Genomic DNA, 24,961 nt, shown 5'->3' with positions numbered 1-24,961 from the left:
CCCCATTGCTCTGCCCAGCTTCAAAACAACCAAGTTCTACTCAGGAAACAGGAAATCTGATGTACACCAAGCGTCCACATCTCGTCTTTCTGCTCGCTGCAGGTTGCACTACCTTTGCTTTTGCTCAGCAATCGCTTCCTCCCGGGACACAAGATCCCGATGCACAGGTCCAACAGGCAAACGATCCTCTCTCCACGATTGAAGAGGCAATCAGCAAAGGCGACCTCGCCGGTGCCCGCAGAAAGCTGGACGCCTATCTGGCAACTCATGCCAGCGATGCCCGCGCCTTCTTCGATGCCGGGTACATCGACGACGCCCAAGGCAAAGACGATGCCGCAGCCGCATCCTATCGGCACGCAATCCAGCTCGACCCCAAGCAGTTTGAGGCACATCTCGCCCTTGGCCTTCTTCTGGCCCGGTTGAATCAGCCCGAAGATGCGAAGAAGGAGCTGGAAGCGGCTACGAAACTCGATCCGGCGACCGATGATCAGACGGCAAAGGGCCGTGCCTGGCGTGCGCTGGCGCAGCTGATACGCAACAGCGATCCCGCAGCCGCTAAACAAGCTTTGGTTGAGGCTCTCAAGATCTCTCCCGAAACCCCGGAAGACATTCTTCTGACGGCAGAGATAGCCGAAGCCAGTGACGATCCGCAAACAGCAGAAACCGCTTACCGGAGAGCTATCGCACAGGAACCCAGCTCCGCTCCCGCCGTAGCCGGACTGGCACATCTGTTTCTGAAGCAGAAGAAATACGCTCAAGCGGAGCCTTTGCTCCGTACCGCACTGCAGAAGGACGAAGGCAATCCGGCCCTAACCTCGCAGCTGGCGACGATCTTACTTGCGCAGGATAAAAATCAAGAGGCTCTCGACCTGCTGACCAAGGCGCACCAGAAAGCACCAGCCGATCCGGAACTGGCCCGCATGCTGGCCGATACGCTCATGTCCGGTGGAGACGCCGCAGCCGCAACCGATCTTTATAAGCAACTGTTACAGGCGCAGCCCGACGACGTTGCACTGCTAACCGATTACGGGCATGGGCTCATCCGTCAGCAGAAGTATCCCGAAGCCGTCAGTGTTTTCCAGAAGGCCACGCATCTTGACGCCAACAACGCCGATGCCTGGGGCGGGCTCGCCTTTGCGGCTTCGGAAGCGCAACAATCGGAGCTGACCTTGCAGGCGCTTTCCATGAGGTCGAAACTGACGCCCGATACCCCGCCGACCTGTTTCCTCCGGGCAACTGCATACGATCATCTTCATCAGAAGAAGGAAGCGACCGCAGCCTATCGCCAATTCCTGGAAATGGCCGCCGGCAAGTTCCCGGATCAGGAATGGCAGGCAAAACAGCGACTCGCGGCGCTTGAAAAGATGCGGTAGACGGTTCAATGTAGCCGTAAACATCTTTCCGACAGATGAGCCCTCGCAGCCGAGGTTGGGTATTACAACAGTATTCCCGGGCATAGTTGTTTCTGCCCGACACAATGGCTCCTCTCCGGGGAAGGTGGACGAACGCATTTTCTTATTCGTCTGTTGTGGCGGGGAAAGGTTTTTTGCGCTTATCATAATATGCAACAGCTGTGCTGAACCTGTTCCCTCCCCAACAGCTATAAAAGAAAACTGCTTGAGCACCCCGGAGGTGCATGATGCGGTTTATATGCATTGCGGCGTTTCTTCTTAGCGTGACCCCTGCCGTCTATGCAGTTGACGACAAGGCTCCAGATCCCCAACTTATCTCGGCCCTGCAAGTAAGGGCCAGCACAGCCCAGCCTCGAGAGCAATGCTTCCTCTACGCGGAGCTGGTCCACAAAATGATCGAACTGGCAGGCTATCAGATGGCTGCCGGTGAAGAGGAGCAGGCCTCCACCACTCTGCGCGACGTTCAGCAATATGCGCAGAAGATCCACCTCGCCGTTTCGGAAGACAACAAGCGACTCAAGACAGCACAAATTCTCCTGCGCCGTGCAGCCTTTCGCCTAAAGGAAATGCTCCATGGTGCGCCGCTCGATGATCGTCCTGTTGTCGAAAATACTTTAGCGCAAGTAAATCAGGTTCAGGCCGAAGCGATGATGCAGGTCTTCCGTAAATAAGAAAACAAGAGCATCCTATTGCGGTATGCGTAAAGTTATCGCTTGTCTCGTCGTAACACTGCTAGTGACGCCCCTCCTCTGCGGACAGTCGAAGAAAGACCCGCTGAAGGAAGATGAGATCGACCAGATCCGCGAGTATGCGGATCGTCCGCCGGATCGGATTAAGCTTTATATCAAGTTCATTGAAGAACGCACCTCGACGATCAAACAGTTGACCGACGATCGCCGAGCTGCGGACCGCAGTATCCGCATCCGCAATCTGCTGGATGAGTTCACGCACATCAACGACGAGTTACAGGACAATCTGGACGAATACCATCGCCAGCACGCCGACCTGCGCAAAACACTGAAGGACCTGGTCCCGGCCAGCGAAAAATGGGTTGAAATCATTAAGAATGCCCCGGCCGACAATTCCTATGACTTCAACCGCAAGACCGCTATGGACTCCGCTGCGACGTTGAACTCCTCTGCCAAAGACATGTTGAGCTTCGAGGAGAAATACTTCATTACGCATAAACCGGACAAGGAATACCAGAAGCGAGAAAGATAAGAACCCCTTGTACCGCCGGACTCCCGGCCGGCGGTACATGTCCAGTGAAACTGCCGCACCCGCTCTAGATACCGGAAGTTCGCAGGTGCGCCGCAAAAGGCATCCCGGAGGGATGCCACTACAATAGCCCCGTGTGTAGCGTAGCGAAACGCGGGGTCTCCCAACGCAAAGAAGACCTCCGCCCCGTATGGGGCGGAACGAACCCTCCGCTGATTAGTGAGTGATTTCGTCCCGCCACCTCCGGGGCGGGCAATATTAAGACGGTTACCCCGGGTTTCGCTACGCTACACCCGGGGCTACTCTCGTAGCATCCCTCCGGGACGCTTGCCGACCTCGGAGCAAATACGAGGAGAAAGAGCTAACTACGCTACTCTCTACTCCCATCCTCTTTTCCTGCCTTCATGCTGCAGAGACGCGGAAACCGCCCCCCTCTTGTACCGCCGGACTCCAGGCCGGGGTCCCCGGCACGCGCGGTTTTCGCGCGCTGGGGTGGAGGATCGGCTGTCGTCTGGGCGTCCTCGCCCACACAGGGCGATGCTTCGTGAGAATTAATAACATATGTAACTATTACAGAATCTTATTCGCACGCCTGCTTCCCAGGTGGAGGGCCTGGAGACCCTCCACGACAGCCGGCCTGGAGACCGGCGGTACATGTCCATTGAAACTGCCGCACCCGCTCTAGATACCGGAAGCTCGCAGGTGCGCCGCAAAAGGCATCCCGGAGGGATGCCACTGCAATAGCCCCGTGTGTAGCGTAGCGAAACGCGGGGTCTCCCAACGTAAAGAAGACCTCCGCCCCGTATGGGGCGGAACGAACCCTCCGCTGATTAGTGAGTGATTTCGTCCCGCCACCTCCGGGGCGGGCAATATTGGTGGGAAGTTACCACGGGTTCCGCTACGCTTCACCCGTGGCTATTGTCGTAGCATCCCTCCAGGATGCTTGCCGATCTCGGAACAATGCGAGGGGGAAGAGCTAATTACGATACTCTCTTCTCCTATCCTCTTTCCCTGCCTTCATGCTGCAGAGACGCGGAAACCGCACCCCTCTTGTACCGCCGGTCTCCAGGCCGGGGTCCCCGGCACGCGCGGTTTTCGCGTGCTGGGGTGGAGGATCGGCTGTCGTGTGGGCGTCCTCGCCCACACAGGCGATGCTTCGTGAGAATTAATAACATATGTAACTATTACAGAATCTTATTCGCACGCCGGCTCCCCAGGTGGAGGGCCTGGAGACCCTCCACGACAGCCGGCCTGGAGACCGGCGGTACCTAGGGCTATAAAGCTAGTTTCTGATGTAGGGTTGGGAGCTTCTTCCAGGGATTCTTTGCCAGCCTTTGTTTCCAGCTATCGAACTCGGCTACGCGAAAGACAGGCCGTTCGGCGGACTTCAAATCCGGCCAGGCCAACGGCATTGAAACTGCCGCACCCTCTCTCGCACGAGGAGAAAACGGAGCTACGGCAGTTGCTCCGCGTTCGTTTCTCAGATAGTCGAGATAGATCCTTCCCTTACGAGCAGCCTTCGTCATCTTCGTCAGATACAAATCAGGATTCTGCTGTTCCACCGCCTGCACAAAGCGATGCGCGAAATCCTTAATCGCAGGCCACTCGTTCTGCGGCTCAATCGGCACGACGACATGCAGCCCCTTGCCTCCGGTCAACTTCAGAAAGCTCTCGAGGCCGAGCCCCTTCAAGGCTTCGCGAACTTCCTCGGCACTTTCCGTCAGAGTCTTCCATGCGATTGCCTCGTCGGGATCGAGATCGATAATGATGCGATCCGGGTGCTCCAGATCTTTATTGCGCGAGCCCCAGGGATGGATTTCTAAAACTCCCAGTTGCGCGAGACTCGCAAGTGCCTCCGGAGTGGACAAAGTAATGTAAGGCTCCGGCTTGCCTGTCTTCTTAATTGGTACTTCGACGGTTTCTATCCCGGGAGAAAGCATCTGATTCCTGTGCTTCTGAAAGAAGCATGGTTTCCCACTCCCCTCGGGACAACGCACCAGAGACAGCGGACGCCCTTCGATGTGCGGCAGCATGTGTGCGGCAACGGCCCAGAAGTAATCGGCCAATTGCTGCTTCGTCAACCCGGAAGCTTCGTCCAACACCTTATCGGGATGCGTAATCCGCACCGGCGCATGGGCCTCTGACTTCTCTTCGCGATGCTTCGAAGGCAAAGCTTTCGCGGCTTGTTCCGGAGCAGCCTTGTGCTGTGCCGAGTCCTTCGTCCTTTTTCTTTTGACCGGAGCAGCATCTTCGCGATGAACCTCGTCAGCAGGCTTATCTTCACGCAGTCCTTGAAAAGACGCCTGCCGCAGAAGATTGTCCGCTGTCCAGTTGGCGAAGTGAATCTGCACAACCAGCTCCGGCTGTACCCAGATCGCCTTCTGCTTCGCCTCGGCAGGAGGATCGTGAAACGGCATCTCCTTTTGTCGCAAGGCATCGAGACGATCTCGCAGCACCCGATGTGTCTTCTGGCTGAAGCCGGTGCCACTGCGCCCGACATAAACAAGATTATCGCCCTCGTAATAGCCCAGCAGCAGAGCTCCGATGCCATGCGTCCCATTCGTCGGCAAAGTAAAGCCACCGACGACGAACTCCTGCTCGTGAACACACTTGAACTTCTGCCAGTCGCCGCCTCGTCCGGAGAGATAGGCGCTCGCCGCCCGCTTGGAGATGATGCCCTCGGTCTGCATCTCGCAGGCTTTGCGGAAGAGCGTTGCACCTTTGCCATCCAGGTGGTCGCTCAAGCGAAGCCACTCTCCGGCATTCTCCAGAATCTGCTTCAGCAACTCCTTCCGCTCCACGAGAGGAAGATTGCGGAGATTATGCCCGTCCAGATGCAGCAGGTCGAAGACGAAATAGGTCAGCGGCTTCTTCGCTCCTTCTTGAAAGGCTGCCTGCAAATCGGCAAAGCTGGTTGTGCCATTCTCCGCGAGCACGACAACTTCGCCATCCAACAAGGCTGACTCAACCGGCAACTCCGCGACCTGCGAGGCAATTGTCTTCATGCGATGCGTCCAGTCGAGACCCTTGCGTGTAAGCAGACGGACAGCGGCTCCCTCTTTACGAGCCTGAATTCGATAGCCGTCGAGCTTCAGTTCATGAAGCCATCCGGAGGCATTCGTTGGAGTAGTGGCAAGCTCTGCCAACTCAGGCTCGATAAAGTCAGGAAGCTTTTCCTTAGGAGCCTTCTTCAACGCAGCATCGAAATGGAGTGTTCCGGCCTTCTTGTGAGCGGGTTTGCGCGAGGAAGCCTTGGCAGCACCGGCTTCTCTCTTCTCCTCCTGGCGATACCAGGCCTGGCCTTTGTTCGCAGTCTCTTTGGAGTTCCAGACATGATCTTCCTGATGCGCGATCTCTTCCAGGCTGCGACCCGTTACGGCACTGTTTGGAGCTTCTTCGGTGATAGGAGGATCATTCTCACCGCGTTCGAATTCGTCGTGTTCTTTGATGAGAAGCCAGTTGGGTTTCTGCTCATTCGCGGCGGCCTTACCGCCCATGCGGACAAGCGTCCACTTCCCTTTCATCTTGGTGCCGTGCATGATGAACTTCAGTGAGCCCTTGCGCAGTCCTTCTTCGATATCCTCCTGTCCGGGCTGAGGCTCCCAGGTTCCCTGGTCCCAGACCATAACGGTTCCGCCGCCGTATTGTCCCTTGGGAATAATGCCTTCGAAGCCGCCGTATTCGATGGGATGATCTTCCACCTGCACGGCGAGACGCTTGTCCCGCGTGTAGTAGCTTGGCCCCTTGGCAACGGCCCAACTTTTTAGGACTCCATTCCATCCCAGACGAAAGTCATAATGAAGCCGCGTGGCTGCGTGCTTCTGAATGACAAAAGGAAGTGCGCCTGCCTTTGCCTTCGCTTCGGATCTCTTTCCGCCTCGTGGTTCTGCTGTGATGGAGAAGTCGCGCATCTCGCGATAGCGTTTGAGCTGCGCATCGACGGCATCGGAGGGCGAAAGATTCTTTCCTGTTTTGCGGGCTGTTGTCATTTTGATCTTTGCACAGAATCGCCGTGGCTCTCGCCTCTGATACCGGTTTGAGCACCTATGCCGATTTGCGAGTCTTCTTCGGCTTCTTCACCAAAGCAAGTCCATTCGTCTCGCTCTCCGGCTTCTTCTTAGGAACGGCGCCTGCCTTCTCGACTCCCTGGATGCTCTTGCGCAACGCATCCATCAGATCGATCACCTTGGCAGGCTTCGGAGCAGGCTCTTCCTTCGGCAGTGGACGATTCTCAACCTTCGCCTCGATCAGTTCACGTAGCGCCACTTCATATTCATCCTTGAACTTCTCCGGATCGAACTTCGCCGTCTTGTGCTTGATGAGCTGCTTCGCCATCGAAAGCTGACCGTCCTCGACAGCAGGGTTCTCGATATCGCCGAAGTACTCGCGAGCATCGCGAAGCTCTTCGTCATAGCGCAGGGTGTAGGCCATCATTCCCGGAAACTTATCGTTCGCAGGAGACCCAATCGCGACCAGCTGCTCCCGCCCGCCGATGGTGATTTTACCCAGTGCAAACTTTTTCTCATTGTGCAAAGCTTTGCGTATCACGGCAAAGGCCGTCGCCTGCTGCTCGTTTTCCGGAAGCACGAAGTAAGGCTTTTCGAAGAAGGAAGGATCGACCTCATTCTCACCGACAAACTGCGAGACATCGAGAATATGCCGGGAGGGTACCCGCAAATGCTCGATCTCCTCGGGTTCGATGATCACGTACTCGCCTTTTCGATACTCGTAACCCTTTACCACATCTTCATCGGAGACAGCCTCCTCATCGCCACTCGTCTTCTGGTGACGAATCCGTTCTCCGGTCTTGCGGTTGATCTGATGGAAGCGGATCTCGCTCTTCGATTCGGTAGCGGTAAAGAGCTTAACTCCGAATGAAACCAACGAGATCTGGATATGCCCGGACCAATAGGGACGCGGCATCTGAATCCTCCAAAAGGAAGTTGGAATCGCAAATCGCCGACAGAGATGCCCACAACCATCCCAGGATCAGCACCTAAGAGCAAGATGGGGGAGGACAAGGTAATGTTACTTTCGAGCTATCCGCAACCTTCCATCCCGGAATATAAATCGGGAGAATAGACGAAAGTTCACTACCATTAACTTAGGTGCCAACAGATAGCGGATCATTCGCTCTATCCCGACCTATATCTCGAAAGCCGTATTTCACAGCAGTTGGCGAGCGTATCCCTATGCGAGAGCTGCGCAAACGATTCCTATTGCAGGACCAAGAAACTAAATGAGATCCAGTAACGATCCTGAAACATCTGCCGAAAAGCCAGATATGGGGGCTAGTTGGTTCTACCACCGAAGCATTACAGCTAAGTCATTGTGGGAAAAGCATTAAAGGAACCTAACTAAAAACTATTGGCAGTATTCGTAAGACGCTATACTGCCCTCGCGACACGTTGATTTGAATGCTTCCCGCAATCGGCTGATATCGCTCTATGAAAGGCATAAATGTTTCACCGGCCAGGTAGTATGCCCAAAGAAACGACATTTCTCCGTTTCGTCGCAAGGCAGCCCATTTTCGACACTCATAACCATGTCCATGGCTATGAACTCCTGTACCGGGAGGGCCCAGATGATGACTTCACTGGAGACCGCGACTACGCTTGTCGAATCACGCTAGATAACACCCTTCTATTTGGAATTCATAGACTTACAGGAAAATCCCTGACCTTCGTCAACTGCACACGCGAAGCTTTGGTGGAGAAATTCGTTACGCTGCTACCGCCCAAGACCACCGTTCTGGAGATCATGGAGACGGTCATTCCGGACGCCACCATCGTTCGTGCTTGTAGCGAACTGCGTGACATGGGCTACAAGATTGCCCTCGATGATTTTGTATTCAGTTCGGAGATGGAGCCACTCATCGGTTTAGCCGATTACATCAAGGTCGACATGACCATGTGTCCCTCCGAAGAGCGGAAGTTGATCCGCAAGCGAGTGGCCGACACAGGTATTCGTCTTATCGCCGAGAGAGTGGAAACCTCTGACGACTTCGCCAGCGCCTTCCAGGAAGGCTTCGATTACTTCCAGGGCTACTACTTCTGCCGTCCGTTGCTGATGGCCAGCCGAGAGATACCGTCGAACCAGAAGAATTGTCTGGCACTGCTTCGTGCTCTGCGCTACGATCCGCTCAACCTCAAAGAGATAGAGCAACTAGTCAAGCCCGAAGCCGCACTCTGTTACCGGTTGCTGCGCCTTGTCAACTCGGCGCTCTTCGGACAGCCGCAGGAAGTTACGTCAATCATGGCGGCGCTGCTGTCCATCGGCGACAAGCAGTTCCGTAAACTAGCCAGCATCTCTATTGCGGCCGAACTCAATCAGAAGCAGACAGTCGAATTGCTGGTTCTCTCCCTGGCTCGCGGACGCTTCTGCGAACTAAGTTCGAGCATCATCGATGAAGATCCCAATGAGCAGTATCTGCTTGGAATGTTCTCGCTCTTTCCTGCAATCCTGAGAATGAAGATGGAGGACATTATTCCTTCTCTTCCCTTTCGGGTGGAAATTCTCGCGGCTCTCGGCGGGCGAAACAACCATCAACGAAAACTCCTCACCTTCCTCGAACAATACGAGCAGGGCCACTGGACAGAATGTGCCGAAACCTGCGACGAGTTGCATGTGGACGAATCCGATCTTGCAGAAAACTACACGCAAGCTGTCCGCTGGGCAGAAGAGGCCCTGGACCTGGCCTATGGCCCACTTCCGAAACACGCATAAGAGCACTCTGAAAGCAACAACTTTGCCGTCTGCGTAAAGGATCGCGGGCTGTCCCATTCTTCCGGTCAAATCCGGACAGGAAGAATGGGCACTCAAACTGTTGGGTGCCGAACGAAAGCCGCAGCCTCCAGAGCAAAACCATCGTTACTGTGTCCTGCTCAAATTCAGTGATGTGCAGGTTTTCTAACGGAAAACCTGCGTCTTGAGTTTCTACATTTTCCGAGCTGGAATTGCAGGAAATCTTTGGACATAGCCAGAATCGCCAAAAGCGAAATGGCGTTGGTCGTGTGTCAGGGCTGGACTTCAGTCCAGCCGCCGCAATTTCTTTAGAAGTTTGACAAACATTCTCGGTAACGAATGCAGCGTGGAATGAGCCGCCGAACAGTTGCAAGGTACTGTTGAGAGTATCCTCACACGTGGAGGCAGCGACCAAACGCGCACACTGGTATAGTGTTCAATGCTTTTGTTCTTCCCGTCACATGTGTTACCGAAAATGTTTCCTTCTCTCTTAACGAAGACTGTTTTCGGATGGCCTGAAGGCCATCCCTGACACAATGCCTCACCAATGGTGGCAACGTCCGAAATTGCTGTTATGTTTCGTCGTTCTTTGTTGATATCCCTTCGCAAAAATGTAGAAACTCCAAGTGCAGGTTTTCTAACGGAAAACCTGCGTAGGCATTGGTGGTCCGGTATACACCTACGCTGGTTTTGCTCCAGTCCGCATCTTGACAACGATATTCCGATCCGGTTAGTGTTCGTTCGCTCTCAAAAACTTTCCCCAGCCCCTCTCAGACAATAAATAGACCTATATAAGGGAGAGTTCTTGTTTGCGTAACGTGAGGAGGTCAAACGATGCTCTCTGCAGATCGCAACACCGGGCCACTCTCATTCCTCAAAAGTTTGAAGTACAAACTTTTATACAACCACAAGCAAATCCTCAAGGGAACAGCCTTTCTAGCTCTATTCCTCGCAGCATCTCTGCATGCTCATGCGCAAGCCGTCTCCGCGACACTGCTCGGTAGCGTAGACGACAAAACCGGAGCAAGCATAGCCAACGCCAAAGTCATCATTCAGGAGACAGCCACCGGAAGCAGTCACTCCGTCCAGACCAACGAAAGCGGTAACTATACCTTCCCCAACTTGACGCCCGGAGCCTATACCGTCACCGTAGAAGCGACAGGCTTTAAAAAAGAGACACGCGCCAAGGTAGACGTCCTCGTCAACACCACGGCTCGCGTCGACTTCACTCTCGAACCCGGCAATGCAACCGAAACAATCACAGTAACAGATGCTCCGCCGCTTCTCCAGACAGACAGAGCCGACGTGAGCACCCAGTTCGAAGCCCGTCACGTTGAGGATATGCCGTTAAGTGTGAATCGCAATTTCCAGGGACTGCTGAATCTGGTCCCCGGCACAACTCCAGCTACCTTCCAGCACTCGCAGTTCTTCAATGCGCAGAGCTCTCTACAGACGGAAGTGAATGGAATCCCGCGCATGGGCAACAGCTATCAGATCGAGGGCATTGACGACAACGAGCGCACCGGCCTGCTGCAGATTCTGATTCCTCCGGCGGACGCAATCCAGACCGTCGATATCTCGACCAACAACTTCGAGGCCGAGTTAGGCCGCGCAATCGGAGCCGTCACAAACGTTACGCTGAAATCGGGCACGAATGGCTTCCACGGCTCCGCAACCGAATATCTGCAGAACGACGCCTTTAACGCACGCTCCTACTTCTCCCCCAAGGTGGGCCATGTTGCCTATAACTACTTTGGAGGAAACTTTAGCGGGCCTATCTTTAAGGACAAGCTCTTCTTCTACGGCGATTACTATCGCACCGAAGATCATGAGGCCAACTCCAACACACTCACGATTCCGCCTACGCAGTTCTATACACCGAACACGGCTGGCTTTATCGATATGAGCCCCGCGCTCAAGGCCGATGGGACAGGACAGATCTACGACCCTGCAACCGGCAATCCCGACGGCAGTGGAAGAACTCCCTTCGCAAACAACCAGATTCCCGCAGGCCGCGTAAATCCCGTATCGCTCGCACTCCTGCGACTACTGCCCGCTCCGAATCAGAACGCCACTAATCTGGCCTCACCGAACAACAACTACTTTGCCGTACTCCCCTTCCGCAAAACAGCCGACACCTACGACGCAAAGCTCGACTATCAGCTAACACCCTCGGATCATCTCAGCGGACGCTTCAGCTATCAGAAGGTAAACACCTTTCAGGCTCCTGTCTTTGGTCCCAAAGCTGGAGGCCCGGCTCAGAGCGCCTTTGAAGGAACAGGCATCCAGAAGGCTTACAGCACAGGAATCAACTACGATCGCGCCTTCTCTTCAACCTTGCTGACAGAGTTCCGCTTCGGCGTAGCGCATTATCACAACGATGCCCTTCCCAGCGACTATGGCTCGAACGATGCCGCCGCCATTGGGATTTCCGGCGTTAACATCAGTCCCTTCACAAGCGGACAAGTAGGCATCAACCTGACGAACTTTGTTCCCAGCAACAGCACCACGACGCCGCTCATCGGCTACTCGGCCAGCATGCCCTGGCGGCGTGGAGAAGCAAACATTGACTTCGTGAATCACTGGACCAAGATCATAGGCAACCACACTATCAAGTTCGGCGGAGACTTGCGGCGCATCCAGGACAATCTGCTTCAGGACCAGACCTTCAGTCCTCGTGGTCTGATTACTTTCTCCGAAAACCAGACCTCTATCACGGGCGGCAAAACAAACTTTGCCAATCAGCTTGCAAGCTTTCTACTCGATGTACCCAGCCAGGTTGGACGCGACCTGAACACCTACGCGCCCGCCTATCGTCAGTGGTGGCTCTTTGGCTTTGGCGGCGATAAGTGGCAAACGACATCGAAGCTGACACTCGACCTTGGCGTACGCTGGGAATTCTATCCTCCGGCAACTCCGGGTAAGTCGGGCGGCTTTTCGAACTACGATCCCAAGACCGGTACATTGCTCATCGCCGGAGTAGGTAACAATCCCAGTAACTTAGGGATTGATACGAAATACAACTACTTCGCACCGCGTACCGGCTTCGCTTATCGTGCTACGGAGAAAACCGTCATTCGCGGAGGCTTTGGCATCAGTTATATGCCCTTCCCGGATAATAGTTACGCCTTCAACTATCCGGTTCGCGCCAACAATAGCTATCAATCCCTGAACTCTTACTCACCTGCAATTCTGGACAATGGCCAAACGGCCACCTTCCAGGCAGGCTTTCCAGCACCAAAGCCCGTTGCCATTCCTGCTAACGGCATTCTTGTTGCTCCGAAGAATCAGGACTACAACGTGATTCCCAAGGACTACAGGAATCCTTATGTCGAATCATGGAATGTAACCGTAGAGCAATCCTTGCCCGCACATTTCACATTTCAAATCGGCTATGTCGGCAATCATGGAGTGCACATCGGCTCAGCACAGAACGTCAATCTTCCGCCCGCACTCGGGCTGGGAGCCAGTGCCGAACCGGAAGCTGTTGCCTTTGGCCGCATCGCCAAAACGACGGTCTACTTCCTCGGCTACTCCTCGAACTATCAATCGATGCAGTTGAAGCTGACCCGGCGCTTCACCAGCGGCTTCTCAACGAATACGGCTTTCACCTGGGGCAAGGGCCTGGGATACCAGACAGGCGACGATGGGAATCTACAATTCTGGCTGGATCAGCGTCGCAACTATGCTCCCAACGATTACGACCGCAGGCTGAACTTCGAGGAGAACTTCACCTATGAGTTGCCCTTCGGCAGAGGGAAACGCTGGCTGCGCAGTGGCCCCGCCGCGATTGCCTTTGGAGGGTGGAAACTCTCCAGCATCATCTCCGTCGTCTCGGGAACGCCCTTTACCATAACCGCCAACGGCGGCACCATCAACACACCGGGACAGGCTCAGACGGCCAATCTGGTCAAGCCCTTCAATGTGCTGCATAGAATCGGGAGCGGAAGAAACTGGTTCGATCCCAGCAGCTTCGCGCAGCCCGCCGGATGCACGAGTAAGCCTTGCGCAATTCAATACGGCACCACGCTGGGCAATACAGGACGCAATCAATTTCGCGGCCCGGGCTTCATTCAAGACAACGTCTCCGCCTTCAAAACATTTCCTATTTGGGAGTCATTCTCCCTGGAGACAAGAATCGATGCCTTCCAACTAAGCAATACCCCGCAATTCAACAATCCCGGCGGCTCGCTTACCAGCAGCACCTTCGGGCAGATAACAACGACAATCGGAAGCGGCTCCGGAGTGAATGGCATCGGAGGAGGCCGCGCACTACAACTCTCCGGGACTGTCAGATTCTAGGAAACCACCGTGGGTCCTTCAGGCCTGCTGTTTGAGTTTCTACAATTGCAGGAAGGTGGCGGTCAGAAACCGCCACCCGCTTCGCTATACCTCAATGACAAAGGTAGCAATTACGGGGCTGACTTAAGGTCCAACCCTGACACACAATAAATTTGGTTATATATCATATCGATCATGCTCGATGACTTACGCCGCTTCGCTGTGAATCGTAATTTCTTCCCTGCCACCACACTGAAACGTGTCATGAATTACTGGGGCTTTGTGCAGGCCGATCCGATCCGTTCGCCTGCACGGGCGCAGGACCTGATCCTTCGCCATCGTGTGAAAGGCTATCGTGTTGGCGACCTTGAGCGTAGGTATGCGGGAATTGGAGTCGAAGAGGACTTCTTCATTAACTATGGCTTTGTGACGAAAGCCCTACAGACACTCATGCACCCGCGTTCGATGGCTGGTGTTCCTGAAGCAGGCATTCAGCCATGGTCCCGCGCGCAGGAACAAAGAGCCCAGCTTTTACTCAAGTTCGTTCAGAAGCAAGGCTCGGTGCATCCACGTGAAGTACATGCTCATTTCTCACACGGAAAAGTACAGAATGCCTGGGGCGGTGCGTCGAATGCTACGACTCATTTGCTGGATGCTATGCACTATCGCGGCATGCTGCGCATAGTGCGGCGCGAGAACGGCATCCGTATCTATGGAGTACAGCAGCATAATCCTGGTCCATCGGATCCAGAATTACGTCACGGCCTAATCGACACACTAGCCGATACTGCGATTCGCATTTATGCGCCATTGCCAGGGAAAACTCTCTCTTTTCTCTTGCGTCGCCTTTGCTATGCAGTGCCGCAATGGCGCGACGAGATACCGGGTGCACTGAAGAGAGCAAAACTAAGACTTGCCCATCTACGCATCGATGGAATCGATTGGTATTGGCCCGCAGAAGAGGAGCCGGCGCACACTGCTTCGCAAGATGCGGTGCGATTGCTCACACCTTTTGATCCACTCGTATGGGACCGATACCGCTTCACATTGCTATGGAATTGGGTGTACCGTTTCGAGGCCTATACCCCGCCGGCCAAACGAAAATTCGGCTATTATGCTCTGCCGCTTCTTTGGCGTGATCGTGTGATCGGATGGGCAAACCTTTCTGTAAAGGACGGCCAAGTGATCCCTGAAATAGGCTATATCGCACGTCCGCCTGAGAACCGGCTCTTCAAGCGCGAGCTTGAAGCGGAGATTGATCGAATGCAAACCTTCCTGAAGCTATGAACAAATCCAGTCTGTGAGTTTCAGGCATTCTCTGAACGGAATCAGGTCATGTAGCGCCGGTCTCCGAACCGGGTCCCCGGCACGCGCGATTTTCGCGTGTTGGGGTGGAGAACCGGCTGTGGTGGCGGTTTCCGACCGCCACCTTCCGGCTCTGACATTAGCTATTTTCAAATACAGAAAATTCCAAAGCCCATCCTTCCGGTTATGAATCGGAAGGATGGGCTGTCCAAGACTAGTGTACAACTTGAGTTACAGTCGCAGAGGTACTGGAGTTATAGTTGCCGGTTCCGGAGTACACAGCCGAAATGCTGTGCGATCCGACAGAAAGCCCGGAGGTTGAGAGTGTAGCTTTACCGCCGCTGCCTACTGAAGCGGTTCCTATAGCCGTTGAGCCATTCCGGAAGGTTACGGTTCCCCCTGTGAGAGCAAGAGCGGTTGAAGGAGAAACTATAGCGGTAAAAGTAACACTCTGTCCTGAGTTCGACGGATTCGGAGAAGCCGCCAACAAGGTTGTTGTATTCGCCTTATTCACAGTGTGCGAGATTGCCGGCGACTTGCTTGAGTTATGCAACGAAGTTCCCTGATACACAGCTGTTAAGGAGGAAGTCCCGACACCGAGATAATAAGTGGAGAATTTGGCAACTCCACCGCTCACGGTTGCCGTTCCTAACAGATATGTACCGGCGTAGAAGTTTACGCTGCCGTAAGGAGTTCCATTTACCGCCGGAGTCACCTTGGCAGTCAGAATTACCTGCTGTCCATAGGCCGACGGATTCACGGAAGAAGTTAGTAAGGTTGAAGTGTTCTGCGTGATCTTTTCAGTGATGGCTGCCGAGGTACTCGCCAGATAAAGCGAGGAGCCTTGGAAGCTTGCCGTCAGCACGTCCGCGCCTGCGGGCAACGAGCTAGTGGTCAGAGTTGCTACACCACTTGAAGCCGCAACCGTTCCCAGGACCGTCGATCCATTCTTAAAGACCACGTTCCCGGTCGGAGTTCCGGAAAGAGCTGTTGTTACATGAGCAGTCAGACTTACAGGTTTCCCGACTCCGGCGGAAGCTGGCGATGCACTCAACACTGTTGAAGTTGGAGCATGAATTGTAAAGCTCACACTCTTCGTGGACTCCGTGTTCCCTGCCTTATCGGCGCTGTAGAAGCGGACGTTATGGGTCCCCGGAGTCGAGATGGTTATCGGAGACGAGTAAGACAGCACACTTCCGCCATCCTGCTGATAGTGCGTTCCGAGCACGCCGCTCAAAGCATCGCTGGCACTCAACGTTATCTTTACGGCAGAGTTATAGAAACCGCCGCTCAGAGTCCCGGCAAGTGACGATGCTGTCGAGGGAGCTGTTTTGTCGATATTGATGGTGGTGGAACCCATTGCACTGAAGTTCCCGGCAATGTCCTGAGTAAAATCAGTCAATGTGTAGCGACCTTCGGAAGTGATTGAGAAATGGCCGCTATAGACTGAACAGGCTCCGAGATTGCCGGCATTGCAACCGCTTCCATTGATGGCATAGTAGGTCCGGTTAATTCCAGAGGCGTTGCTGCCGCCGGAGTCGCTGGGCGTCAAAATAATCTGGACGTTCTGGTTGTTCCACCCGTAGCTATTGCGAACGGGAAGATTGCTCGCGACGATGCTGGGAGCAACCGTGTCATAGCATATCGAGCCTGCACTTGCCGGAGGATAATACTGATTTCCCGAGGTGATACCTGTATTATCCCAGGCAAACACTGTTGCACGATGGCATCCCTGGCCAGCGGAAGCGAGATTTAACCATCCGGAGGTAGCATTGGGGAATTCAGGTCCCGTGTAGAAGAGGTCCGAATGGGAACCTCCCTGGTTTGCCATTGAACTTGAATCGGAAAAGCTGTAGTCCCAAGCTTGCGAGAATCCGGCAACACCTACCGCAGGATAGCTTCCCAAGCTGGGGTCCGTAACCGACCAGTTGACAGTCTGGTCAGTGTTATACCATTTGTTTCCACTTGCGTTATATGTCGGACCGCTATAAGTAACAGATGGAGGAACAAAATCACCGGCAAGATAGGTACTGATTCCCCACGATAGCTGCAATGCATTGAAGGAACCCCAGCCGGTGACGGCATCATAGCCGGTTCCGGCACAGTAATATCCCAGCCCATAAGCAGCTGTGACGTCGTTATTGTTGCAGCCCGAAAGGGTGTCGTAGAAGGGATAGTGACGCGGATACGAAGGATTCCGGCCAATGTAGTACATCTCATAGTTTGCTTGTCCAATAGGCGCGCAAGTAGAGCCGTAGCCCGCTCCGCAACCGACGCCAACCGCAAGCAGATAAGCATTTTCCTGGGCAATGAATCCTGCAACCTCTGGAGCAGCAATGCTGGTACCGCCAACACCGCCCCATCCACCGTTGAAGTAATAGTTCTGCCCATAACCGGAGTTTAGAGAAACATCGGGAACGCTGCGGCTTCCCGCTCCGCAATAAGGATTTGAAGTCTGATATCCGGGGGCTGAGAACTTAGCGCTGCAACCTCCGGTCGATCCTCCGGAATTGCTGGAGCAGGCTCCGGACCAGGTTGAACCTTGCCAAGCCGTTTCCGAACTAAAGGTTCCGTCGGTATAAAGTGCAAGGCTGGTGCCACCGACCGCAATAGCAGAAGGATCGGAAGCAGGATAGGAAACGCGCACAGCATTGCCGCAACTCGCCGTTGCTCCCTGATCGCCGGAAGCAACCATTAAAGTCCATCCCTGGCCTACCATTGAATTGAAGATGGAGTGCACCGTATCCATAGTTCCGCTATCCCAGCAGGAGAACTCGGCACATCCCCAACTGGTTGAGAAGACACGGGCATGCCCATCGGATAGCATCTGGTTGAAGATATCGACAAAGGTTGAAAGATATGCGTTTGCTCCCTCATAGGCCCAGACATGAGAGGTCTGCAGATAGGAGCCGAAGCTGTTTGCTGTAGCAAGGGACCATTCGACATCGAGTGTCGTCTCGTCATTGCAACAGGATGGAGTACCGTCAATCCAAACACGGTCCACATTATAGGCAAGATAGCTATAGCGACTTTGGAATCCTTGCAGATCGCTGTTTGCGAAATCGCCCGCCGTGGCAATACCGATCGATGTCTCCGGCGGAGACCCGGAGGCGAGACTATAAGGATTGCAGCAGTGTCCTTGCGCCTGCAGCGCTCCATAATCATAGCCATAGGAGCTATAGATGTCGGTTGGATCGATATAGCCGCTGGTCACGTTGGGAGTGATTCCACCCTCTTCTTTCGCCAGCCCTTTCAGCGACTGAGAGGCCTGACTCCACTTCGCTTCCGAAGCTTTCATAGCAGCCGCAAACTTGGCGCTATCTCCATCGGCATGAATCGCTCCGCCTGAAGCAGCTATCTCTCCCGGCATATAGGCTGAGCTCTTCATCTGAATATCTCCCTCATGGGGAGCATGCAGCTTCTGAATACTGTTCAGACCGGCTACGGATTGAAGAATCCCTGTTAAGTGCGCAGGAATAGCCGGGTCGTGATCGTTGGAAAACTCCGTTACGGAGCCAACCTGATAGTTGTTGATGCTGACGCCAAAGGCCTTCTCGACTGCGTCGGTCGTGCCCTCTACGTCCACAATCAGGCGGTTGGCATAGCGTTTTGTAATGGTGAGGCCATTATTTGTGGCCCAATCGACTACGGCTTTCTCGTCCTGCTCCGATGGGGCAAAGCGGGCATTCCATTGCTCGGGAGTCAGATACTTGTGAAAATTGGGCGACTTCTTATCTTGCAGTTCTCTGAGGAACTTCTCCTCTTCTTGCATCTTTGGAGCAGCCAAGCCAAGAACCAGCCGAATCTTCGATTGTGCATTATAGTGGCTGATTAACTTGGCCGTTCCCTCGATAACTTCTCTAGGCGTACGTGAGCGTCCAAGAGGGGTATTGCTTAAATTGGATGGGGCCGGCGCATTCTGAGTTGCGGAATGGGTTTGGTTCCATGCTGGTATGGAAGTTAGCACGGATAGGGTGAACAGCAGAAAGCCTGAAAGAGTCCAGGCACTGGCGGCTTGCAGGGAGGACAGCATTGTCGGCCGCATAGATTCTCCTTCAACACTCCCCAGGGGCGGGAGCGGAGTCTGCGTACGTGGCAGAACGCCACAACCTGATTAGCGACAGGAGGAGAAGAAAATCCCTCACTACCACACTGAGCGGCTTGCGACATTGTGAACATATGCATCCGGCACACGCACAAATTTCATCGCCGAGGATGAGAGTGTTCGTTTCGAAAAAACGTGTCTGGAGATGAGCCTTGACAGAGGGCCTATCAATTACCCGCAAGTTGAATTATGAAAGTACGGATGGTGCTTCCAAGATCTAATTCAGGATTCGCCCCGGCGCGGCGAATCCCGAACTTTGTACATTTTCTTGCGAGGGAATAATAAAGGGGAGCCAACTATAGCAGCAATTTCGGCCGTTGCAACCATTCGCCAGGCTTTGTGTCAGGGCATGACTTTAGTCGTGCCGATGGTAGGGTCCTTAAGTGTTTTGGGGCTTTAGCCCCTGTGCATTTTTCTTCGCTAGATAGGTATAGCACTGGGGTATTTCTCTGATAAATCGATTAGGTCTTGCCATAGCAGGGGCTAAAGCCCAAACCGCTTTTCTCTGTCTTTGCGGCAGGGCTAAAGCCCATGCCCTGACACAAACCGATATCACCTCTTCAAAACTGTTTCCCATGTTGTTCCGTAGATTGTCTCCTCAAAATGTAAGATCCCAAGATTCACCCCAGCGGGGCGAAACGATAATAGCCCAGCGCGGAGTCCGCTTTGCGGACGAGAGCGCTGGGTTAGCTCACACCCAAAATGCCGCCGCCCCGTATGGTGGCGGCATGAAATCCTCCACAAATCCTAACTAAGGAGGTTGAGATTCGTTCCGCCCCATACGGGGCGGGAATTTAATGGGTCACTAACCCCGCGTTCCGCTACGCTCCACACGGGGCTATTATCACCAGCTCCCTCCGGGAGAGAAACCGACTCGGGACGCTCCACAATAGCATTCTGCGACATCGCGAGGATAGGAACACCACGCTTCCTCTCTAACTCCATGCGTCCACATTCTCGTGGTACCCTGAAGCTCATAATCTCTGCAGTCGCGATTTCCCCAAAACTATGCACTCAATGCGACATCATCCTCTTTCGCTTCTTAGTCTTTTCCTTCTAGCGCTGCCCACCGTCGCGCAGCAGGTAAGCTTTCACATCCAGCCGCTGCATCCTATAGCCGAACTGCGCGAAGAGGCGTTGAAGCTACAACCTCCGCAGGAAGACGGAAGCTTTCGTCCCCCCGATCTCGTCGAGCTGGTCAAGCTCGATCCCACGATCAAGCTCGATATCCGCTATGCCACAACAAACAACTTCCTGAGCACGGCGGTCTATACACAGGCACGGGCCTTTCTACAGCGCCCTGCGGCTGAAGCTCTTGTTCGTGCACATCATGAGTTGAAGTCGCATGGCTACGGATTGATCATCCACGATGGCTATCGGCCCTGGTATGTCACAAAGATCTTCTGGGAAGCTACTCCGGAGAAACAACGGATCTTTGTCGCCAATCCGACAAAGGGCTCAAACCATAATCGCGGATGCGCAGTCGATCTCTCCCTCTACGACTTGAAAACAGGACAAGAAGTTCGCATGCCAAGTGGCTACGACGAGATGACAGAGCGAGCCTATCCCAGCTACAACGGTGGAACAGAGGAAGAACGTGCCCGCCGCACTCTCCTGCGTGAAATGATGGAGAAGCAGGGCTTCAAGGTAAATCCTGAAGAGTGGTGGCACTTCGACTACAAGGACTGGAAGCAGTACTCTATCCAGAATGTTAGATTCGAAGACTTAGCTAAGTAACCTGTCGGAGTAAACCACAACGCTGGGTGCCCCATCTTCGCCGCGAAGTGAAACGGAGCGAGCTCGAGCATTTCCCGAAAAGATGTAGTCCGAAGCAATAAAATCTGGCGCGGCTTTCCGCTAAAGAAAGCCGCTCTTCACCTTACCTAGAAAGTTCACTGTATTTCGGGAAATGCTCTAAGGTGGGACAGAAGATGCCTTCAATATCGGTAACCGAGCTATAAGTTGAAGGACAGCTCGGTTACCGATATTGAAATCTTCTCTCACCCCACTTTAACTGCTGCTTCACTTCGTTTCGCAGCGTGAAAATGGGGCACCCCTTCATTCGTTTTACTGCCTGCTTTGGTACTCGTCATCTAGCGATGTTCGCAACCTTGGGCAGATTCCAGCGCTGAAGCAACTGTGCATACTGTGCTGTCGGTAGCTGCACCAGCAAAGGCTTGTGCATGGGATCGAGCCACACAAGCATGGTCTTCAGCAGAACCGGCTCCATTGCCGTGCATCCGGCCGTTCCGCTTGTTGCGTTCTGCCAAACGTGAAGAAAGATACAGGAGCCTCCATATGGAATAGGCGGAGTATCTTCTCCCTCGGCAAGAATTCCATTGTGCCCTACGATAGCGCCCCAGCGATACGACTCTCCCGTATCCCGCATATGTTCGGAACTGTTCCAATCGGAGGTAACTTTATTATGATCGACCATCCGGTTATAGAGTTTCGAATGGCTATCGTCGACACACTCAATCGAAGGTGTTAGCGCTAGATACTGCATCTTGAGTCCGGGCAAAGGCTGCGAGTCATAGCCAAAGGCACGCCCCAGCGCGAAGACTCCTGCTGGAGATTTGCCGTCGCCTTCCTTCTTCACGGGATCGGAAGCGGTGCGGATCTCCGGATTATCGGTACGAATCAGCCCCCGGCCCCAGGCCATTCCATTCTTTCCAACCACGACGGGAATCGAATCACCCACCGGCTGCCACTCTGCATGCGGATTCGCACGCTCATAGCGCTGCAGATGTCCTTGGAGTGTGCTCCAATCCGGCGTTGTCACCACGATCAACTGCGTCGATTGCGCAAAGACTGTCAATTCTTCCTCCGCACTCTGAGCCGCAAAGGTTGACCGCGTTAGAGGCATAAGCAACAGAGCAAGAAGAAGGAGCGCGGGTTTCATGAAAGGAGTGTAAGGCATTTCGTTGCTCGTCGCGAAGATCCTTTGTACTGAGATGGGAAGCCGAGGCCCAATGGATCGCCATCCCCGCAGTAGCGCGGGAGGAAACGCGCTTTCGTCTGTGCTACGCTGGAATCAAGGTGAATCCGCAGTTGATTGCCATCTTTGAGCAGGAGTATCGGGAAATCCGGCCTCGGGCCCCGATGCCTGTCTTTCATGTGCGCTTTCGTCGTTTCACTAGCCTGAACACGACAATCCGTTTGCGTGAAGGCAATATCCATGTCAGTCTTTCCGACCTGCTGGAAGGCGCTCCGGAGCCGATCTTTCACGCCATCGCTCACATTCTGATCGCCAAGCTTTACCGCAAGCCGATTGATGCCAAACAGGCTCTTCGCTATCGTCGCTTTACTTCCAGTGAAGCCGTCTCGCGACAGACCGAGCTTATCCGCCAATCCAGAGGCCGCAAAAAGATCACCGGGCCGCAAGGAGACCACTACGATCTCGACGAGGTCTTCGAGGTATTGAACAGGCGTTTCTTCCACGGACTGCTGGGCCGCCCGCAGCTGACGTGGAGCAGTCAGAGTGCACGCAGACTGCTCGGCCATTATGACCCGGCACATAACACCATCGTCGTCAGCAAGGTCTTCGATCATAGGCGAGTACCGCGTTACGCAATCGAATATCTGCTCTTTCACGAAATGCTTCATTTGAAGCATCCCGTGAAGGTCAGAGGAGGACGGCGCTGCGTCCACTCACGCGAGTTCCAGGCAGACGAAAGACTCTTCCCTCAGCTCGAAGAAGCTAAGGCATTCCTGAAAACGCTGTAGACGTCACTCAAAGCGAAGCGGACGAAATCCATCTTTCCCCGAGAGAGCCAGTTGAATCGGACGAGGAGGCCCGACAGGCGGAACCGTTACTTCAACCCAAAGAACGTCGCCGGAATGCGGACGCAGGGGATCTTGAGCGTGTTCAGGAATGAAATACTCGACTGACGCAGGAAGCGTAACGGCTTCACACGGCTCACCTTCGCGCACGTAAAGTTGCTGAAGCTTGTCTGGAGATTGTGGACGATTCGGCAGAACTGCTGCCAGATGTCCATTGCTCTCTCTGAGGGATACACCCCATTGAAATGTTCTCGGATGCTGAGCGCCGTCGAAGGAATACATTCCGAGAGTATGCTCGTTATCGCGCGGAAGTGAACACGTATCTACCGTTAATCTCAAAGCTAGATACCGTCCGCGTAGAGGCAGTTCGGGATCGACTTGTGCCGTCTTCACCCAGACACGAGGGCAGGTCTTGCGCTCGTAGAGATACTTCCCTGCAATGCTCAGCACCAGGACAAGTTGAATCAGCAATAATGCGATTGCGGCACGACGCTCTTTCATGCGACACCTCCGGCAATACTGCTAACCAGCTTCCTTCGAGTTCGCTCCAGTGCCCACCCTCCTGCCAGAAACACCACTCCGAGCATCATGAGACCTAACGAGCGACCCAACTTATCCATGACACTGGAGAAGTAAAACCAGATGACAGTCAAGGCAAAAGCGGCCATTCCATAGTTCACCAACGATTTCGCGGCAATTCGCACTCCCCACCAGACGAAGGAGAGTGCCGCTGCCCCAACCATGCTGTAAGCAAACACATTTGGACGGAAGGTATGAAAGGCATGCTCCCCGGTACCATAGGTAACCGCAGACTGAGCCCAGGGCAAAACCCACGTAAGAACAATCGTCACCGCGCAAGGTAGAACGCTGCGGCGCTCAACCACTGCTCCCACAGCCGCAACCAGGATCAGAGTCGCTATCGCAGCCAGACGATAAGAAAATGGAACAAAGCCCCAATCGTGCGAGTAGTAGGGACGGACCCAGCCATCTGCCAGCAGCCCTACCGACACCACCAACAGCAGCGCACCAACTCCAAAAAGAATGCCAAAAACAACCCGCTTCCTGGAACGAAGAAATGCCGTCAGGTAAATCACCGCAATTACAGCCAACAGACGTGAGATATAAACCTGTCCACCGGAATAGGCACTAGCCCGCTCACCCCACTCACAGACAAGCCAGGCAGGCAGCAATAACAGGCTGAAGGACTGCTGAAGTTGATCTCGCAAGAGAATCCATCCGGCGATTGCACATAAAGCCCATAACAGAATCGCTCCGGGCCAGTGCTCCTGAATATTGAAGATCTGCCCGATAAGCGCTATGACGGCCCCGGCAGAAAGAGTGCCAACGGCATGCATTGCCGTCGAGAGTGCAGGAAAGCGCTTCGAAACCGCTATTCCCAGGCCGTGAAAGAACACCAACATGGAGACGACCAGGAATAGGCGACTGGCAGGCGAAACCCGTTCCCAATGGGCAGCAACAAAGAGCAGCACGCCTGAAATGAGCAGAATGCCGCCTAAGATAAGCGCCAGGATGACCTGCCATTGTCGTCCACTGGGTTTTGCTTGTTCTGCTTCGTAAGCACGGATTGAGGCCGCCGTGCTCTCATCGATCAGTCCGGCGTTTTGCCAACGAACCAGATATCGTTCAGCGTTCTCCATGGCCATGCAGTAGAACAAAATAGCCCCGGAGCAACAAGTGCATAACTATGTAATGACTTTCTGACTATCAGATACTGGTACCGCCGGTCTCCAGGCCGGGGTCCCCGGCACGCGCGGTTTTCGCGTGCTGGGGTGGAGGACCGGCTGTCGTGTGGGCGTCCTCGCCCACACAGGCGGAGCAGCGTTCGAACAGGAATTTGAAATAGTATCCGGCTGTAGAGTTACTACATTTCTTACTCGGCTGGATTGGGCAAGGTTTCGCCCCGCCTACCGTCCGAGGTGGGAATACTTTCGTACCTGGCATTCCACAGCGATGTTTTGCGGCGCAGGAGCAATACAAGAAGAAGCGGAGATTGCTCTCCGCTCTCGCACTCTTTACTTATTCCGCCTTCGTGTTTGAATGTACAGTCCCCGTGTGGGCGAGGACGCCCACACGACAGCCGGCCTGGAGACCG

General features: G+C 54.1%; 14 protein-coding genes. 8 read left to right on the top strand and 6 right to left on the bottom strand.

Annotated elements, in window-relative coordinates; translation table 11 throughout:
* Positions 1 to 59 precede the first annotated feature (59 nt).
* The 3 genes from AC6I7T_RS27165 (at position 60) to AC6I7T_RS27155 (ending at position 2,633) form a co-directional block, all read left to right on the top strand.
* On the top strand, positions 60 to 1,373 hold the full coding sequence (locus AC6I7T_RS27165) for a tetratricopeptide repeat protein (RefSeq protein ID WP_497790944.1): 1,314 nt from the start codon (positions 60 to 62) through the stop codon (positions 1,371 to 1,373).
* Between the two features lie 263 nt (positions 1,374 to 1,636).
* Positions 1,637 to 2,083 carry a hypothetical protein gene (locus AC6I7T_RS27160; protein ID WP_497790943.1) on the top strand — a complete coding sequence of 149 codons (447 nt, stop codon included), beginning with the start codon at positions 1,637 to 1,639 and terminating at the stop codon, positions 2,081 to 2,083.
* Positions 2,084 to 2,108: 25 nt separating this feature from the next.
* On the top strand, positions 2,109 to 2,633 hold the full coding sequence (locus AC6I7T_RS27155; protein WP_497790942.1) for a hypothetical protein: 525 nt from the start codon (positions 2,109 to 2,111) through the stop codon (positions 2,631 to 2,633).
* Between the two features lie 1,271 nt (positions 2,634 to 3,904).
* Here the strand turns inward: AC6I7T_RS27155 and ligD are convergent.
* Both ligD and ku read right to left on the bottom strand, forming a co-directional pair.
* The gene (ligD, locus tag AC6I7T_RS27150; protein ID WP_497790941.1) at positions 3,905 to 6,619 is read right to left on the bottom strand and encodes a DNA ligase D; all 2,715 of its coding nucleotides are present in this window, start codon (positions 6,617 to 6,619) and stop codon (positions 3,905 to 3,907) included.
* 55 nt (positions 6,620 to 6,674) lie between these two features.
* Positions 6,675 to 7,553, bottom strand: a complete 879-nt coding sequence (gene ku, locus AC6I7T_RS27145; RefSeq protein ID WP_497790940.1) for a non-homologous end joining protein Ku — start codon at positions 7,551 to 7,553, stop codon at positions 6,675 to 6,677.
* Between the two features lie 537 nt (positions 7,554 to 8,090).
* Here ku and AC6I7T_RS27140 point away from each other — a divergent pair.
* The 3 genes from AC6I7T_RS27140 to AC6I7T_RS27130 all read left to right on the top strand — a co-directional run bounded on the left by AC6I7T_RS27140 (position 8,091) and on the right by AC6I7T_RS27130 (position 14,942).
* Positions 8,091 to 9,356 (top strand): EAL and HDOD domain-containing protein, encoded by a 1,266-nt coding sequence (locus tag AC6I7T_RS27140; protein WP_497790939.1) that lies wholly within the window; start codon positions 8,091 to 8,093, stop codon positions 9,354 to 9,356.
* 852 nt (positions 9,357 to 10,208) lie between these two features.
* Positions 10,209 to 13,676 carry a TonB-dependent receptor gene (locus tag AC6I7T_RS27135; RefSeq protein ID WP_497790938.1) on the top strand — a complete coding sequence of 1,156 codons (3,468 nt, stop codon included), beginning with the start codon at positions 10,209 to 10,211 and terminating at the stop codon, positions 13,674 to 13,676.
* Positions 13,677 to 13,850: 174 nt separating this feature from the next.
* Positions 13,851 to 14,942: a DNA glycosylase AlkZ-like family protein gene (locus tag AC6I7T_RS27130; protein ID WP_497790937.1), complete on the top strand. Its 1,092-nt coding sequence runs from the start codon at positions 13,851 to 13,853 to the stop codon at positions 14,940 to 14,942.
* Positions 14,943 to 15,174: 232 nt separating this feature from the next.
* On the opposite strand, the gene AC6I7T_RS27125 is transcribed toward AC6I7T_RS27130, so the two are convergent.
* Positions 15,175 to 19,005, bottom strand: a complete 3,831-nt coding sequence (locus AC6I7T_RS27125) for an Ig-like domain repeat protein (RefSeq protein ID WP_497790936.1) — start codon at positions 19,003 to 19,005, stop codon at positions 15,175 to 15,177.
* Between the two features lie 1,077 nt (positions 19,006 to 20,082).
* Here AC6I7T_RS27125 and AC6I7T_RS27120 point away from each other — a divergent pair.
* Positions 20,083 to 20,802, top strand: a complete 720-nt coding sequence (locus tag AC6I7T_RS27120) for a M15 family metallopeptidase (RefSeq protein WP_497790935.1) — start codon at positions 20,083 to 20,085, stop codon at positions 20,800 to 20,802.
* Between the two features lie 352 nt (positions 20,803 to 21,154).
* Here the strand turns inward: AC6I7T_RS27120 and AC6I7T_RS27115 are convergent, their stop codons facing one another.
* Positions 21,155 to 21,985 carry a L,D-transpeptidase family protein gene (locus AC6I7T_RS27115; RefSeq protein WP_497790934.1) on the bottom strand — a complete coding sequence of 277 codons (831 nt, stop codon included), beginning with the start codon at positions 21,983 to 21,985 and terminating at the stop codon, positions 21,155 to 21,157.
* 119 nt (positions 21,986 to 22,104) lie between these two features.
* On the opposite strand from AC6I7T_RS27115, the gene AC6I7T_RS27110 reads away from it, so the two are divergent.
* Entirely contained in the window at positions 22,105 to 22,791 is a 687-nt protein-coding gene (locus tag AC6I7T_RS27110) for a M48 family metalloprotease (protein WP_497790933.1), read from the top strand.
* Positions 22,792 to 22,794: 3 nt separating this feature from the next.
* Here AC6I7T_RS27110 and AC6I7T_RS27105 read toward each other — a convergent pair whose 3' ends face one another.
* Together AC6I7T_RS27105 and AC6I7T_RS27100 are read right to left on the bottom strand one after the other, a co-directional pair.
* Positions 22,795 to 23,349 carry a GDYXXLXY domain-containing protein gene (locus tag AC6I7T_RS27105; protein WP_497790932.1) on the bottom strand — a complete coding sequence of 185 codons (555 nt, stop codon included), beginning with the start codon at positions 23,347 to 23,349 and terminating at the stop codon, positions 22,795 to 22,797.
* Positions 23,346 to 24,506, bottom strand: a complete 1,161-nt coding sequence (locus AC6I7T_RS27100) for a DUF2157 domain-containing protein (RefSeq protein ID WP_497790931.1) — start codon at positions 24,504 to 24,506, stop codon at positions 23,346 to 23,348. Before AC6I7T_RS27100 ends, AC6I7T_RS27105 begins: the two co-directional genes overlap by 4 nt.
* Positions 24,507 to 24,961: the final 455 nt, after the last annotated feature.

The organism is Humiphilus diazotrophicus, assembly GCF_059726315.1.
The sequence above is the reverse complement of the archived record's forward strand: the minus strand, read 5'-3'. Positions and strand labels throughout refer to the sequence as shown.

Coding starts and splice junctions, on each gene's coding strand:
- ligD (WP_497790941.1), bottom strand. CDS start 6,619: ATGACAACAGCCCGCAAAACAGGAAAGAATCTTTCGCCCTCCGATGCC.
- AC6I7T_RS27125 (WP_497790936.1), bottom strand. CDS start 19,005: ATGCGGCCGACAATGCTGTCCTCCCTGCAAGCCGCCAGTGCCTGGACT.
- AC6I7T_RS27130 (WP_497790937.1), top strand. CDS start 13,851: ATGCTCGATGACTTACGCCGCTTCGCTGTGAATCGTAATTTCTTCCCT.
- AC6I7T_RS27160 (WP_497790943.1), top strand. CDS start 1,637: ATGATGCGGTTTATATGCATTGCGGCGTTTCTTCTTAGCGTGACCCCT.
- AC6I7T_RS27105 (WP_497790932.1), bottom strand. CDS start 23,349: ATGAAAGAGCGTCGTGCCGCAATCGCATTATTGCTGATTCAACTTGTC.
- AC6I7T_RS27135 (WP_497790938.1), top strand. CDS start 10,209: ATGCTCTCTGCAGATCGCAACACCGGGCCACTCTCATTCCTCAAAAGT.
- ku (WP_497790940.1), bottom strand. CDS start 7,553: ATGCCGCGTCCCTATTGGTCCGGGCATATCCAGATCTCGTTGGTTTCA.
- AC6I7T_RS27165 (WP_497790944.1), top strand. CDS start 60: ATGTACACCAAGCGTCCACATCTCGTCTTTCTGCTCGCTGCAGGTTGC.
- AC6I7T_RS27120 (WP_497790935.1), top strand. CDS start 20,083: ATGCGACATCATCCTCTTTCGCTTCTTAGTCTTTTCCTTCTAGCGCTG.
- AC6I7T_RS27115 (WP_497790934.1), bottom strand. CDS start 21,985: ATGCCTTACACTCCTTTCATGAAACCCGCGCTCCTTCTTCTTGCTCTG.
- AC6I7T_RS27155 (WP_497790942.1), top strand. CDS start 2,109: ATGCGTAAAGTTATCGCTTGTCTCGTCGTAACACTGCTAGTGACGCCC.
- AC6I7T_RS27140 (WP_497790939.1), top strand. CDS start 8,091: ATGTTTCACCGGCCAGGTAGTATGCCCAAAGAAACGACATTTCTCCGT.
- AC6I7T_RS27100 (WP_497790931.1), bottom strand. CDS start 24,506: ATGGAGAACGCTGAACGATATCTGGTTCGTTGGCAAAACGCCGGACTG.